This is a genomic window from Alteromonas sp. MMG017, from assembly GCF_018100795.1.
Classification (GTDB): domain Bacteria; phylum Pseudomonadota; class Gammaproteobacteria; order Enterobacterales; family Alteromonadaceae; genus Alteromonas.
The window spans coordinates 1-16414 of sequence record NZ_JAGJDY010000015.1; the positions used below are offsets into that span (position 1 = coordinate 1).

The 16414-nt window shown below is 44.8% G+C and carries 11 protein-coding genes; all 11 read right to left on the reverse strand.

All coding sequences use genetic code 11. The features are described 5' to 3' along the window. Window positions 1–735: 735 nt before the first annotated feature. Window positions 736–2148 (reverse strand): serine hydrolase domain-containing protein, encoded by a 1413-nt coding sequence (locus J8L84_RS18535; RefSeq protein ID WP_211071976.1) that lies wholly within the window; start codon window positions 2146–2148, stop codon window positions 736–738. Window positions 2149–2449: 301 nt separating this feature from the next. Next, a complete protein-coding gene (leuD, locus tag J8L84_RS18540) occupies window positions 2450–3049 on the reverse strand; it encodes a 3-isopropylmalate dehydratase small subunit (RefSeq protein WP_211071977.1) in 600 nt (199 codons plus the stop codon). After that, window positions 3046–4455 carry a 3-isopropylmalate dehydratase large subunit gene (leuC, locus tag J8L84_RS18545; protein ID WP_211071978.1) on the reverse strand — a complete coding sequence of 470 codons (1410 nt, stop codon included), beginning with the start codon at window positions 4453–4455 and terminating at the stop codon, window positions 3046–3048. The genes leuD and leuC overlap by 4 nt, the downstream gene beginning before the upstream one ends. Then, on the reverse strand, window positions 4448–5077 hold the full coding sequence (locus J8L84_RS18550) for an isochorismatase family protein (RefSeq protein WP_211071979.1): 630 nt from the start codon (window positions 5075–5077) through the stop codon (window positions 4448–4450). The genes leuC and J8L84_RS18550 overlap by 8 nt, the downstream gene beginning before the upstream one ends. A 1-nt stretch (window position 5078) precedes the next feature. Next, window positions 5079–6944, reverse strand: a complete 1866-nt coding sequence (locus J8L84_RS18555) for a hydantoinase B/oxoprolinase family protein (protein WP_211071980.1) — start codon at window positions 6942–6944, stop codon at window positions 5079–5081. Between the two features lie 9 nt (window positions 6945–6953). After that, entirely contained in the window at window positions 6954–9035 is a 2082-nt protein-coding gene (locus J8L84_RS18560) for a hydantoinase/oxoprolinase family protein (protein ID WP_211071981.1), read from the reverse strand. Further along, window positions 9032–9952, reverse strand: a complete 921-nt coding sequence (locus tag J8L84_RS18565) for a hydroxymethylglutaryl-CoA lyase (RefSeq protein WP_211071982.1) — start codon at window positions 9950–9952, stop codon at window positions 9032–9034. The genes J8L84_RS18560 and J8L84_RS18565 overlap by 4 nt, the downstream gene beginning before the upstream one ends. Then, window positions 9952–11151 (reverse strand): CoA transferase, encoded by a 1200-nt coding sequence (locus J8L84_RS18570; protein ID WP_211071983.1) that lies wholly within the window; start codon window positions 11149–11151, stop codon window positions 9952–9954. Before J8L84_RS18570 ends, J8L84_RS18565 begins: the two co-directional genes overlap by 1 nt. 41 nt (window positions 11152–11192) lie before the next feature. Further along, window positions 11193–13769, reverse strand: a complete 2577-nt coding sequence (locus J8L84_RS18575) for a TonB-dependent receptor (protein ID WP_211071984.1) — start codon at window positions 13767–13769, stop codon at window positions 11193–11195. Window positions 13770–13784: 15 nt separating this feature from the next. After that, window positions 13785–15665: a sigma 54-interacting transcriptional regulator gene (locus J8L84_RS18580; RefSeq protein WP_211071985.1), complete on the reverse strand. Its 1881-nt coding sequence runs from the start codon at window positions 15663–15665 to the stop codon at window positions 13785–13787. Between the two features lie 257 nt (window positions 15666–15922). Then, window positions 15923–16312 (reverse strand): hypothetical protein, encoded by a 390-nt coding sequence (locus tag J8L84_RS18585; RefSeq protein WP_211071986.1) that lies wholly within the window; start codon window positions 16310–16312, stop codon window positions 15923–15925. Window positions 16313–16414 lie beyond the last annotated feature (102 nt).

Consider the following 16414-nt stretch of genomic DNA (forward strand, 5'->3'; position numbering starts at 1 on the left):
AAATGATTTTCGTTATTGAAGAGTTCTCGGAGTTAAGCAGGCTTACCATTTAACAATACGGTAATTTCCTGACGTTGGCTGTTAATAAAGTGATTGAACTTCTTCGATTTTGAAGGTAAGTGCTGCTTACCGGTGTAAACCAGATACAACTTTCTTCATTGCGGGAGCCATTCCTCACAAAAGCTTATTAGTTTTCCTTCATCGATATACCGTTGAACTAATCCAGTAGGCAAATACGCAGCTCCTGCACCGTGTAATCTCATTTGAACCGATATAAGAAGATCATCCGATAAAAAACGGTGAGCCATACTAAGAGCAATAGACTCTCTCTGAAGCATAAAGCGCCACGGCAATATCAAACCATTATTGTGTAGTGGCATAGTTAAATTGGCCACTCGATTAGAGGCTTTGCAATACCTGAGGTTGTCCGAATTGTTTTAAATTAGTAAAAACACTGAGGCGTTTATGCCCAAAAACAAGTTTATCGACCGTCTGCTTCTCGCTCTGTGTCGCCACTCTATTGTCAATGTGCCAATGACCGCTTAATGTAAGTTTCAGCCCCTAAGTGCTAGCTGCACCTTGAGACAAGGAGCGGACATTCAGCATGCAGAAAATTGACTAACCTTTGGGTAGTTAATTGCAAAAAAATTATGCCACTACATCCCAAATTAAAAGCTTCGAGTGGATAGTTACAAGTAGAGCAATGCCGTGCTTAAAGCTAGAAATACTGTGCACTCAGTCAACTACAGTGTCATCATGACCATAATTATCACTCACGTAATCGCTTTCAAAATCGGCGTTGATAGCTAAAGATTGACTGAAAGTCTCTTTCGCAGTCGTCTCATCCCCTTTAGATAGATAGGCAAAGGCTAGACTGTCGTATACCTGAGGTGCATCTGGAAAAAGTGAAACTAAATAATAGAACATGTCAAATGCCTCCGTAAATGATTCTGCCCTAAGGAGTTCCATTCCAAGTTCATTGATGGTTCTGCCAATGAATCGCTCGTATCCCTCATCGCTGTAAGCCAGTTTAAATTGCTTTGAAAACTTCTTTTTCCCGTTGGTCTTATAGTATTCGTAAGCAAAATTCTTTTCCAACTGCCTAACTGGCGCATACTCCCCGTTTTTGATAAACGAGAGTATTCGACCAGATATGAGTTCCGCGACTAAGTTGTCACTATTTGCAAGAACCACAATTTGATAGTTACTAGCTAGGTCAATTTCCACGGCGGCACTGACTCCAAGTCCGCCACCATATGCCCCCCAATGAGGCTTATCCATAGCAAATACTTTGCGATTAATTGGGTTTGAATTTTGTAATAGTTTATTGGTGTAAAAGAGCGCTTTATAAAATCGATGTACGTCTCTTACAGTTGACTCAATACCGCCATCTGGACTTGGATGCTCAACAACACCCACTTCCCTCAATGTGCTGTCGTATTGATAAGTATATTTTACCGACTGGTGATCATGTGAATGAGAAGGCTCGAATGTGGTGTCTGTCATTTCCGTCGGTAAGAATATCTTATTTTTCAGTAGTTCTTCGAATGGCTCACCCGTAACTTTTTCAAGAATCTTACCCAATACGATATATCCGTAGTTCGAATATTGATTGTCAGTACCGGGTTTGAATATGAGGGGGCGATCGATCAATATACTCAGTTTCTTATCGAGAGTATCAAATGCAAGAGGGTTTTCCCGATATTCAGCGACAAAGATATCGTCAAAACCAGCGCTGTGATTTAGTAGTTGTTCGATTGTTATGTCTTCAGTAAAAGACTGTTTGAAACCCAAATCAAAGGAAATCAGCTGACTGTTCAACCTAAGCTTGCCTTTTTCAATTTGTTGTAATACCAATACTTTAGTGAAGTCCTTCATGATCGAACCAAGGTTAAACCGAGTTTGCCCCGTGTTCTTTATTTGCTCTTTAATGTTCTGAAAACCATAAGACGATACAAATATTTCTTTATCATCTTGTATTACCAGTACACTTCCGGAAAACCACCCCATATCATGAAATTGCGTTGCGATGTCGTTCGCGATTGCAGGAAGAGTCGTATTCTTTGCGTTTTGGTCATTTTCGTCACCAAAAGCAAAAGAGCAAAAGGAAAAAAATAGGATAAAAACTAATGTTGATTTCTGATTCACTTGGTTGACGCTCCACTGTCATATTTATTTTTTATCTACGCGTTAGCGTAACACCATTCTGTGATGAAGAACGATTTGCTCTACTCTCTTCTGAAAACTTGCGACTGGAAACATTTACTTAGCTGTTGTACTTCGTTTTAAAATAAAAAATGCAAACCTCAGACTGGCTTACGTTTGATTAGAAATTAAAAATCGTGAACATCCGCTTCACGTACACTTGAGACTGTCAGATTAGCTGGCGCCCAATCAATTGCCTATCCACCTTCAAACAAGGCTCTCTATTGGGCGTTTAATAGAACGTTTACATATAATACAATGCTTTTGCTTCGTACCCAGCAATAGCGTCGCCTTCCAGTAATGTTCTTCCTATTTTATCTACTCCAGTTATCAAATTTTGTTTATGGTGAAGCGGAATAGCAAAATTGAAAATGTTGCTGTTTAAATAAACTTGCTGATTGTTTAAATCAACCACTACCCGTTGATTGGGATTCAACTGGCATTGATTTGCAATTTTATCTACCACATTGCTGGGTAACGTAATCGGTAAGATTTGATTATTAAGACAATTAGCATAAAAAATATCGGCAAATCCTTTGGCTATAATTACCCTAAATCCAAAGTCGGCAATGGCCCATGGCGCATGCTCTCGACTAGAGCCACAACCGAAGTTCTCGCCCGCAAGCAGTATTTCCGCTCCAACATAGGCAGGATTATTGAGTACACAGGCAGGGTTTAAAACGCTCTCTTTGGAATCAAGGTAACGTAAATCATGGAGAAGATGCTTACCAAAACCTTGCCGAGTGACTTCTGTCAAAAATTGCTTCGGTAGTAATTGATCAGTATCCACGTTATTTTCTACGAAAGGTACTGCTATAGAATCAACGGTTTTCAATGGCCTCATGGCTGCCTCCTTAATAGCAATCTAACATCGGTCAATTTTCCCTTTAATGCCGCCCCAGCGGCCATGGCTGGGCTGACTAAATGCGTTTTAGCGCCTCGTCCCTGTCGCCCCTCAAAGTTTCGATTACTGGTAGAAGCACACCGGTCTCCCTCTCTAAGCACATCATCGTTCATACCCAAACACATCGAGCACCCAGGTAATCGCCACTCAAACCCCGCATCAATAAAAACGCGATCTAGCCCTTCTTCTTCCGCCAGTTTTTTCACTCGCATCGAACCAGGTACCACAATAGCTTTTACTTGTTCGGCCACTCGCCCATTTGATACCACCGCAGCGGCCTCTCTTAAATCTTCTATTCGACTGTTTGTACACGAACCAATAAACACATGGGAAATAGCAACATCGTCTATGCTTTGTCCAGCGTTAATGTCCATATACTGCAGCGCCTTTTGCATAGCGCTACTGTCGCCATCAGAATAACTGTCAGGCAATTGAGGAACGGCTTCATCGATGCCGATAACTTGCCCTGGGTTAGTTCCCCACGTCACCTGAGGGGATAAACGAGACACATCAATGTCGACTGTTTTATCAAATTCTGCACCAACATCTGAAAAAAGCGCCGACCAAGCGACTTTCATTGCCTCGAACTTCTCTCCTTTAGGCGAAAATGCTTTTCCGTCTAAGTAGCTAAATGTGACATCATCCGGTGCAATCATGCCTGCTTTCGCGCCGGCTTCGATACTCATGTTGCAGATTGTCATTCGCCCTTCTATCGACAAACTCGATATCGCGTCTCCGGTATACTCCACAACAAACCCGGTTGCACCGTCGTGTCCAATTTCTCGAATTAAGGCTAAAATCATATCTTTAGCGAAGACACCTTCGGGTAGCTCGCCATTAAAATTAACCCGCATATTCTTTGCTTTGCTTTGCCGAATAGTTTGAGTTGCTAACACATGCTCCACATCAGATGTGCCAATACCAAACGCTAGCGTACCCAAGGCGCCGTGGGTAGCGGTGTGCGAGTCGCCACACACCACGGTCATACCAGGATGAATAAGCCCCATTTCCGGCCCCATAACATGCACAATACCTTGGTGACTGTCTCCTACTGGATATAAAACGATATTATTAGCTTGGCAGTTTTTAATTAATGTCTTTAACTGCAACGCGTTCTTTGGACCACATGCATCAAGACTCGTCGACTGCGTAGAAATGCTATGATCCATTGTTGCTATCGTTAAGTCAGGTCGTCTTACTTTTCTGTTGAATTGTTTTAAACCATCAAATGCCTGAGGGGAAGTCACTTCATGAATCAAGTGCCTATCAATGTAAAGCAACCCGTCACCATCAACTGAAGTAACAAAATGTCTGTCCCAAAGCTTGTCATAAAGTGTTTTAGGCATGGTCGTCCTCCGCTTCTCTCTTAGCAAAATATGACGACACAGTGTCAAGACTGACAACTTCAGTATACTTTGCGTGTAGGTCATGCAAGTTCGCTTTGTGAGCGTCAATGTTTCTGTCTCCGCAGGCCTCTTCGACAACCCACACAGGAAAATTACACGACAAAGCATCTACTGCGGTTGCGCGAACGCAACCGCTGGTTGTTAAGCCACACACCACTACGCTGTCCACCCCGCCGGTTTTTAACTTTTCATTTAGCTGGGTTCCAAAAAAAGCACTTGGGGCGGTTTTCTCAATTAACGTGGCATTTTCAGAAAACGATAGGCGGGGGTCTATCTCAACCCACCGGCTACCTCGAACAAGCATATCTAAGTCAGGCAAATGCTGTCTGAACACCGATTGCTGGCTGTCGTTGTCATATACAACTGTTGAAAAATAAACAGGTAAGTCTGCGCCATCGAAGTGCTGAATTAGTGCTTCAGCGGCGGTAATTTCACTATCAAATACACCGCCAAGAGGACTTTCAGGTGACGCAAAGCCTACTGTCATATCGACAACAATTAACGCAGGGCGCACGCCAAAGGCGACACCTTGCGATAGTAAATCGCTGCTACTAAGCTGCATATTATTGTCTCGCAACGTTGAACGATGGTGATACAGGTGCGGCTAAGCCTGTTTCCTCTTTCGCTTTGGCTTTGATTTCTTCTATTGTTCCGCCACGATTAAACAACGACACTTCACCTCTCTCTTCTTTCAATGTCGCTCGCAAGCGCTGGGTTTCGGTGTCGTTTACCGACCCATTTTCAATCACCACACCGTATCGACGCGCGCCTTCCAAAGAGACTAATCCTCTGGCGACATCATCAGCTACCGCATTGGGATCGCGGTCAAATGGATCGCCCCAACCGCCGCCGCCCCATGTATCGAAATACAATACATCACCCGCTTTTACTGCAATGCCCTCGCACTTGGCAGGGAGAATTTCTGTGCTGCCATCTTCTCGAATGAGGCGTTTTGTTGAACGTTTACCTGGCAACCCTCCATTAACGCCCCAAGGATAAGTTAACCATCTGTCATCATGAATGGCGATGGCCCCATCACAAAGGAACCGATACCCCACCGACAAGCCATTACCGCCGCGGTGAAAACCAGGGCCGCCGGAGTCTGGAATAGTTTCGTAAGTTTCAACACGTAGAGGAAAGTACGCTTCAATAAATTCGTTCGGTACGTTAGTAAAACCCGGCCACAAAGAATGTCCGTCTGGCCCATCACCTACAGGCCTGCCTGGGATCCCACCAAAGCCAATCTGGAAGAGTTGGAACCACTCTCCTTTATCGTCATACCCAGAATAAAATAGATGGGGAGAATCAGAGAAACCGGCTGCATTCATGGCATCAGGCGCACCTTGTCCTAACAGCCCTCCCATTACGTCAAAGATACGGCCTAATGCGTGCGTTCTTCCCGACAGGGCGGCGGGAAAGTTTGGTTTAAGTAAGCTGCCTTGAGGTATACGCACATCAACTAAGTCATAAAACCCATCATTGAACAGTATTTGTGGGTCCACCAAATTTATCGTAAAAGAGCCGAAGAACATCTTGAACATGTCTTCATTTAAGTAGAAATTTATTGAGCTTTTCGCTTGCGGGTCGGTGCCTTCAAAATCGAAAATTGCCTTGCCATTCTCACGCCACATCTTACAGCGTATTTTGTATGGCCCCATGCCCACACCATCGTCACATAAATAATCTTCGAATACGCGAGGCTCTTCTGGCACCAACATATTGATAATGGCTTCCATCGCAACATGGTTACGCTCGAGCATAATTTCCATGGTGGAATAAAACATATCGTCACCGAAACGCTCGGCTATTTCTTGGCAGCGTTTTGCCGCCGTTTTACACGCTGCCACTAGTGCGTTCAAGTCAAAGCGGTTCCACTGTGGCGTTCGCACATTATGTAAAATGAGCTCTAATATATCGCGTTGTAGCACACCCTTTTTATAGAGTTTTGTGGGTGGAATTCGAATACCTTCTTGAAATATGGTTTCCGCTTTAATGGGTATTGAGCCTGGCACCATTCCGCCGTTATCTGACATATGACCAAACATTGCAGACCACGCAATGTGTCGCCCCTCTTTAAAGATAGGAACAAGAATAATCCAGTCGGGTAAATGGGAAACGGCTGCATTTGTCATGTAAGGGTCGTTGGTAAGGATAATATCCCCTTCTTCCAGTTCGCCCTCAAATGCACTTAGGAAGCCATGGATAAAAGAACCAAATTGCCCTACTACCATTTTGCCGTCTTTATTAGCAATCATGGGAAAGCAATCACCCTGCTCGCGGATCCCTGGGCTCATTGCGGTACGAAATAGTACCGCATCCATTTCCTCTCTGGCATTACGCAATGCATTTTCAATGATATCGACGGTAACCGTATCAACGTCAATTCTGGTCAACTCAGCTGTGTTCGTTTGTTTAATTTTATTATTCATAACGCCTCCTTATTTGCCAGTCGATTCAGGGCTGCTTAACGGGTTAAGTAATAGGTTGCCCACCGCATCAACGGTTGCAACGTAACCAGGAAGGACCACAGTAGTTGAGTCCATTTCACAAATAACAGCGGGCCCTTTAACCGATAACGCTTCGTGAAGTTTTCTACGCTCGTAAATGATTGCATCGTGATAGCTACCTTCATAATAAATTTGGCTATCGGTTAACATGCAATCTTCCAAGGTATGACTGGTGTTAACAGGCGGAGGAGCAGGAAGCGCTTTGCTTTTTGCAGTAGCAACTGCGCGAACCATCACAACCTCATGGCCCTCTTCTAACGCAAAGGTGAATAACTGCGTATGTTCAGCATCAAAGTGCTTTTTAAGTAAAGAAAGACCCTTGTCTTCAATATCTTGCTTAGAAAAGGGAACGCAAAGTTGAAAGGCTTGCCCGGTGTAGCGAACATCCGCTTCATAAGTAATAGTTTGCTCGTCCATTGAAATTCCATCGGCGAGCAGGGTAGAAGATGCTTTTTCTGCTAATTCAGTGAGTACATGCTTAAATGCATCGTCGCTGAGATTGTCGATTAGCGAAACCAGTGTTTGGGAGGCCTCGTCACGTACCTGTGTGGTGGCATCACCATAGGCACATAATACGCCAGGACCAGGAGGAATAATGGCCGGCCACGCTTGGGTTAGAATACCCAGAGCATTGGCATGTAATGGACCAGCTCCGCCAAACCCTACAAGGGCAAATTCTCTTGGATCGAATCCTTGCTCTACCGACACTAACCGAAGGGCGCCGAACATAGCTTCGTTAGCAATCTTAATGATACCTTCAGCCGCTTCTTCAACCGAAATATCCATGGCGTCAGCGACTTTTTTTACCGCCGCTACTGCAGCGTCTCGATTGATAGCCATTTTGCCACCAAGCTGCACATCTGAAGGAAGATAACCGAGTACCACATTAGCATCGCATACCGTTGGTTCTACACCGCCTTTCATATAAGCCGCTGGGCCCGGTTTAGCGCCAGCTGACTCTGGACCTACACGCAGTGCTTTGGTCAGTTCTGGCACAAAAGCAATAGAGCCACCACCAGCGCCAACGGTTCTTACGTCTACCGATGGTGCACGTACGGTAACATCTCCAACACGAGTTTCTCGTCTTACCCGAGCCGTTGCATTTTGAATAAGCGCAACATCAGTAGAGGTGCCGCCCATATCAAAAGTGAGTATGTCGTTAAACCCACCTTGTTTACAAAAATGGATAGCCCCCGCTACACCGCCAGCAGGACCAGACATTAGCAAGTTAACTGGGCTTTCTGCGGCTGAACGTGCAGACGCCAGCCCGCCATCTGAGCGCAAGATAGACAGGTGAATATCACTGCCCATACGATCGGTTAGCGCGCCATATAAATTATCGACATATTTGGCTACTTCAGGGCGAACGTAACTGTTTACCACTGTGGTTTCAGTTCGCTCGTATTCTTGCAATTCAGGAACAACATCAGAAGAAATAGAGATTGGCATATCAGGGAAAACACGCTGCGCAACCGCTTGAGCTTGGCGCTCGTTCTCTCCGTTCACATAGGCGTTTATAAAAGAGATAGTGAGTGCAGTAAATCCACCTTTATCTTTTAATGCCAGTAAGCTTTGCGTGAGCCTCTCTTCGTCCAGGGCTTTAACAATACTTCCATCAGCGCCCACTCTTTCACTTGCTTCAATGGTGAGTTCTAACGGTGCAAGCAAAGGCTTCTTCATGTAGCTTACCCAGCCTCCCAGCCCACCCGGACAAAATGAACGTGCCACTTGCAACACGTGCTTATAGCCTTGTGTGGTAACCAGTGCGACACTTGCCCCTTTGCCAGTTAATACCGCATTGGTTGCAACAGTTGTACCGTGCATAACACGCGCGATATCAGCAACATTAACACCTGATTCTTCACAAATACGGTCTATGCCGTTAAGCACCCCAACGGAAGAATCGTGCGGTGTAGAAGGTACTTTTGCAGTAAAGGTTTCCCCAGATATTTCGTTAATTAATAGTAGGTCGGTAAAGGTTCCTCCTACATCAACCCCTAATCGATAACTCATTTGCTTCCCCTTTTATTTTCTTGTTGTTCTAACCAGGTTTTAGCATGCCCACCACGTGCTGTGCCTGTTAATGCCTTGGCTTTGTCCGATGCTGCAAGTAACAGGCCCATATCTATGCCTGTGCTATAACCCATTTGCTCTACTAGCAGCACCACGTCTTCTGTCGCTACATTTCCGGTGGCGCCCGGTGCAAATGGGCAGCCACCCAAGCCCGCTATTGATGCATCAAATTGTCGAATACCCGCTTCAATCGCGGCGTAAACGTTTGCAACGCCCATTGCGCGTGTATCATGAAAATGGCACGACAATTTGTTGGCGCCAAACTCCGATACCATTTTGCTCATCAGCGCATGTACCTGATCTGGAGATGCCGCACCAATCGTATCGGCCACCACAATGTGTGCAGCCCCAGCATCTAATAATGCGGCTGATACTTTAATCACTTCATCCACGCTGATGTGCCCTTCAAAAGGGCATTCCCATGCTGTTGCAACATAAGCTTGCACTTTACGATTTAATTGTGTGGCTAGAGCAAGCACGTCAGATGACATAGACAGGGCTTGGGTAGTCGTCATTCGAATATTTTTTTCGTTCATCGTTGTACTGGCAGCAACTACCAGTGACATCAGCGGCACATTTAATTCAACCCCAGTGCTAAACCCTCTTTCGTTAGGTATAAGCACTGAATACGCCACCTTATCTTTGGCCGCGAGTTGATTAATCACCTCATCTGTCCCCGCCATAGCGGGAACCGCTTTAGGCGATACAAAAGCCCCTACTTCAATGGCGGGTAATCCAGCTGTAACTAATGCATTTATTAATGCAAGTCGCTCATCCACACTTAGGTGCTTTTTCTGATTCTGTAGGCCATCTCTGGGGCCAACATCGTTGATGATGATTTTTCCTTTCGTTTTCATCAGCGAACTACCTTTTTCTCAAATAAAAGGGCTAACTCACTGTCACTCATGCCTACTAAATCTTTCAACACATCCTTAGTGTGTTCGCCCACCTTGGGCGCAGGCGAGAATACTTCGTCTGTGGTACGTGAAAACTTAATAGGGTTACCCGGCCCTTTGGTTTTGTTGCCATCACCCGAGGTGAGCTCAACCACCATATTGCGGTGTTGCACTTGTTCATCACTAAGGGCTTGAGAGAATGTATTAACAGGCGCGCAAGGAATACGCGCCGCTTCTAGCTTTTCAATCCAATAGCTTGAGGTTTGTGTTTGCAGTGTTTGGTTAAGGGTTTCGTCGATAAAGTCTTTCTTTGCCCACCGTCCTGGCTGGGTATCGAATTCGGGTAAGTCCAATGCATCTATCTTCACCACCGTTTTTAAGTTCTGCCAAAAGTTATCTGTGATAACCGCAATCACAATAAAACCGTCCGCTGTTTTAAATGTGTTGTAGGGCACGTGAACAAAGTGCGAGTTGCCAATGGGGAATGGGTCTTTCTCTGACAGAAAGTACATTGTAGCCATGTAGTTAAGCAGTGATATCTGACAATCTAACATTGAGATATCAACGTCTTGTCCTTTACCACTTTTTGCTCGTTCCAAAAGCGCGGCTTGAATTCCCATGACGGCAAACATACCACCGCCTAAATCGCCAATTGGAATACCGGCTCGAACAGGGTGATTTGGATCGGTACCCGTGATAGACATACCGCCACCAGTCGCTTGTGCCACTTGATCAAACGCTGGACGTTTAAATTTGGGGCCGTTGCTACCAAAACCCGTAATTGAACAAGTGATTATCTCGGGGTTTATTTTACTTAACTGTTCATAGTCGATTTTTAAACGCGTTGGTACACCTGCACCAAAGTTATTGACCACCACATCGGCTTTTTTTACCAATTCATAGAATACGTTTAAGCCTTCTTCAGATTTTAAATCGATGCAGACACTTTTTTTGTTTCGGTTCAGTGTAATGAAGTAAGCGCCCATACCGTCCAACGAATTATCGGGGTCGGTTGCGAGAAGCTTTCGAGTGCCTTCCCCTTGCAATGGCTCCACTTTAATCGTCTCTGCCCCTAAATCGGCGAGTATCATTCCGCAGTATGGCCCTGACAGCATATGCGTAAGGTCAATGACAGTAATGCCTGACAATGGTTTATTCATAAATTCATCCTGATTAAAATTCAATCTTCAAAGCGTAGGGATTAGAAACTCATGCTAAGTTCTAAACCGTAGGAACGTAGCGCCGAGGGGTGAACAAATGAGCCGCCGAATTCTGGCGCTGGGATCACCTCTTGCAAATAAGCCTCATCAGTTAAGTTTTTGCCCCACAATGCGACCGTCCACATTTCACCTTCTATGGAAATGCGAGCGTTAACGGTGCTATAAGCATCACGCTGAGCGTTACTGAAGTTTTGAGAGTGAGGGCCGGGAGGAACACCGCCACCCAACGTGCCGAAGAAATCCCAGATAGTAGGCGTTTCTTCACCTTGCAGCGTATGGAAATGGGTTTCTCCCACATATTGATAATCAATTCGTGTGGTAAGTTGTAAGTCGCTGGTAATCTCGTGATCGTAAGAAATGCCTAGGGTGTAAGAAGATTTTGGTGTTTGTGGCGCTTCATTACCTACCGAGAGCGGTCTGTTTCTGTTCTCGATAATTTCACTATCAATAAGCCCCATTCCTGCGAAGACACTAAGGTTGTCGTTAACCCGGTAATTAGCGTCCATTTCGAAGCCCTGAATTTCTAGCTCATCAATGGTGGTAACCGCCCTTAATAATCCAAATGGGCCAGCAAAGAACTCAAAGAACTGATTATCTTCAACTTTGGTGTGAAACACCGCGCTGTTCACTTTTAATCGGTTGTCTAAAAACGTTCCCTTGCCACCGAATTCAATACTTGTGGTAATTTCCTTATCATAGTTATCAGGTACGATAAGTTGAGCATCAACCGCATCACCAGGTGTACCGGTTCCACTTGCATTGAACCAAAAATCTAACGTGGCTTCAGTGCCGATAGAATTAAATCCACCGCTTCTAAAACCAACGCCATAACTGGCATAAAGGTTTAGGGCATCGCTTGCTTCGTAACTTACGGTAAACTTTGGCTGCCATTGGCTGAAACTTTGCTCGCGATCTGGGATCCCGTCAGGATTGGCCGTAAATGCGGGATTGATAGGCCCTACTACACCGTCGACAATGGTATTCACATTGAAACCAGAAGCAGACACATTGGGTACATTATTTGCCACTTCTCGCGACTCGTTGTCATACCTGAGTGCGAAAGACACTTCCCATTTGTCGTTAACGTCGTACTCAATTTGGCCGAACGTAGATAGCACCGTGGTTGAAAACGTATCATCAAACAGTAAGTCTGTAGGGTTTGGTCCGTCGGCCGGAACGTATGCTTGACGCAAGAAGCCTTGCCCTAAATCAGCACCGTAAGCTACGACAACATCTCTATCAATATTGGCGAAATAGACGCCCGCTATCCATTGCAGGGGCGAATCTGTGTCGTTCGATGTAAATCTAATTTCTCCGCTGTAATCTTGTTGGCTTCGTTCTTGATATTGATAACCATCACACGAAGATGGCGTGTAGGGTCCATATACGCCTTGAAAATCCTGTCCTGGAGGAAGGACTACAAAGGGAGATAGGAAATCGCCAAATAAGTCGCTTCTTCCTGCCCCACCAAAATCGACAGGAAGGTTATTTAATGTGGCACGATCGGTTTGACACTGTTCAGTGAGTTCATATCCGTAAAAAGAAGCGCTGGTGCCATCTGATAACAGGTACTCTTCTAAATTATTGTATGCAAGCACAGAGGTTACGTCGAAACCATCGCCTTGCCAGTCAGCTTTTACTGAGAACTCTGTGGTTTTTTGCTCATTTTCACCAGGTACATTAAAAGCAAAAATAAACTCATGATCATTTACATCTTTGAAAAATGCATCTTGCCCAAAATCTTCTACAAAACTAGGAAGCGCGAACACAGCGTTGAAGTTTATTGCACCGCCTTTTGCCTCGCTGTACGAACCGCGAAAATCGTAAGTAAGGTCATCAGTCGCTTCCCAAATAAGACGCCCTTTTACCGATGTATCTTCTAAGTAATCTACCGCGTCGTCACGTCCCAGATACACATTTTCATAAAAACCATCAGTGGTTGAATGCGCTACAACGATGCGCCCAAACACGTTGTCAGCAAGCGGCCCGGTAAGCATTCCTGAATAGCGCTGCGAATTGTTATTACCAACGCCACCTTCAATTCTGGCCTCCATCACGTCTGAGGGCTTTTCCGTTGTTATCAGAATGGCACCGGCTACCGCGTTTCTGCCATATAGCGCCCCTTGCGGCCCTTTTAAAACTTCTATTTGGGCTATATCGGTTAGCCCTTCGTTAAAACTATTCGGGTTAGTCTGCAACACCCCATCCACTACATACGCAAACGTAGACTCTGCATCGCGTGTAGAAATAATCCCCCGGATATTTACCTGCGTATCACCTACGTTGGCCGCATCAACAATACTTACGTTTGGAATCAGGCTAATAAAATCGGAAGGACGCTCTACCCCCGCAGCCTCTAATTCCCTTGCTGACAACGGCGTTACCGCAATCGGCACTTCCTGAATACTTTCAGGACGCTTTCGTGAAATACTGATAATTTCAACGAGCTCAGACGTTGCTTGCTTTTCTTCTTGTGCAAAAGCAGGAATGGCTGAACTTCCTATGGTTAACGCGAGCGACACTTGCAATGCTAAATATGTTTTTCCGGTGGTTTGCATGACTATCTCCGAACACTAATTATTGTTGTGATTTATTGTTTTTAACCTTCGCCACAATGTGGTTTGGCTAATTCCTAAGTCCTGAGCTGCTTTACGTTTATCACCCTTCCATCGCGCCAATGCGGCTAGAATGAGTTCGCTTTCTTTTATTTTTATTATTCCTTTGTCTGCCAATACAGGCTGACGCCCCTCACTTAACTCTGGCGCAATTTGAGGTAATGCTGTTTGCAATCGACCAAGGTCGTTTACGGTATGAAGATAAGCCACCACGCGCTCTAATACGTTTTCTAACTCGCGTATATTTCCAGGCCAGTTGTGCGCAGTGAAGCTGTCATTGAGATGTTCAAGAATGATTGATGGGCTGTGTGAAACCCCATAACGATTTAATAGTTTTTCAAGCTTGTGCGCCGCAATGTGAAGAATATCGTCGGGGCGCTCGCGCAAAGGAGGAATAGAGATATTGAATACATTGAGTCGGTAGTAGAGATCTTCACGAAACGCGCCTTCATTAACCATTTCAGATAACGAACGGTTTGAAGCGGCGATCAGTTTTAGGTCAACTTCTCGCTCTTGGTTCCCCCCCAAAGGACGGTAGCTTCTTTCTTGTAAAAACCTTAGCAATTTAGCTTGTTGGTCTAGCGCCAGCTCGCTAATCTCATCAAGAAATAGTGCGCCGTTCTCGGCTTCCTCTATTAACCCTTTTCGACCACCTCGCTTTGAGCCTGTATACGCGCCATCCTGATGTCCGAACAGTTCACCTTCAAACAACTCGGATGGGATAGCACTGCAATTAAGGGCGACAAACTTGCCACCCGCATAGGGGCCTTGATGATGTATTTGCCTGGCAACTAACTCTTTCCCCGTGCCCGACTCTCCAAACAGCAATACGTTACTTGGCGATGTTGAAAACGCCTTGACCTGCTGTAACACCGCTTCAATCTCGTTAGATTGGTAGACTAAATCGTGGCGAGGGGATGCCGCTTGCTTGGATGGCGTTTTTTTAAGTTTTTTGCGATAAAGTTGGTAAACGAATTTACTCGTACTGCCTTCAGATAACGTGTCTAGATGAAACCACCACTCCTCACCGTTAATTTCACATTCGCCATCAGTTTCACGTTTTCCACCACTTGGATGAATAAGGGCATCTAAATCAACTTCTGCATTTGTACTTAGGTTCAAGTGATGCTTGGCAGCGCTATTAAGGGTTAAGGCATCATCGCTCTCATCGACCATGATAATGGGGGTTTGAGATTTAGTGAGTAACCATGATACCAGCGCTTGTTCTTTGGCTAACAAACGGGCTCTCTTAGCTTCGTCGATGGCGCTTTGAAGGGTTTTTCTACACGAGCGTTCTGTATAAATTAAGAATGAGGGGATACCTTTGCTATTCGCTAAACCACATACCAAGCTAGCTCCCACTACTGCGATGCCTTCAGATTGACTCGCAATATGAAACTGCTCTCTTGCTTGGTCGGCCGTTAAGTAAATCGACTCTACAATATCGATATTGAGGTGGGAATCAGCAAGTTTTGCTGCGCACGATGCTTCTGCAAAAGAAATGATGTGAATTGACTTTGAGACCTTAGAGGCTTTTTCAACCGCTTCGAATACGTCCCATTCTGTTGTTTGCATCGAGACTACTGGAATAGACAACGCAGATTGTAGATATCGCGCATTTGAACCTGCGCTGACTATTACATCAGGGTCAAATTCTGAAATATGCTGTTGAATTTCTTTCGTACTTCCAACGATGGAATCTACAATCTTAAATTGGGCTTCACCGACGTATTCAGGTAGCACGCTCCCCACCAGCTGGCTAAATTCGTTATAACCAACGATAAGGATACGAAGTTGAGGCTGAACCAATCTTACCGATTTCACGTTGTTGTTTTCCATCACATTTCTCCAATAGGTTGCCCCATGAAGTAACGTGAATTTTTATTATAGTTACACTGGGTATTGCACCAGTTGTGCCAACTTAATAAAAAAACAGTGTGCGGTAGGATTCACGGGGGCTGTACAATAATCAAGCGCCCAGTGTAGTCATATCGATGAGAAAATAACCAGCATTAATATTTCAATATGAAATAAATAAATTTCAATTTGAAATATTAATGTAGATATAAATATAGGTATAAATGTAGGTATAAATATTAAAGCGCTTCACAAAGCTGCAGTATTGGACCGAAATCATAATCTAATGAAATGTCTTGCACATACCAATTGGCCAACCCTTTACGCATTTCACCCTTGCGAGGGTTTCCCGTTAATCCAGCGAGTGTTTTTGAAAGATCGTCACTGCCAAATGAAATGAGAAAAACACCCTCTCCTTTTTCTTCTAAAATCGACGCGATAATGCCGTTTTCATCAGTTGGGCTGACAAATACAAGCCACGTGTCGCCCAATTGGAAACGCGCCGAATTAGCCCCACGGCTAGAGAGTGCCTCAAATATAGGATGGGTATTGGTAAGTTTGGCGAATGCCGCTACAGCTTTATCTAACTCTCTTACCAGAAAGTTAATGTGATGTATGTTTTGTACCACAGAGAAGCACTCCTACGTTATTTGATATATATAAATTGTTGCAACTTTAGTATTGTGCCCACCTTCTCTTTTGTGATTTACTCAAGCACATAAACGAAACGC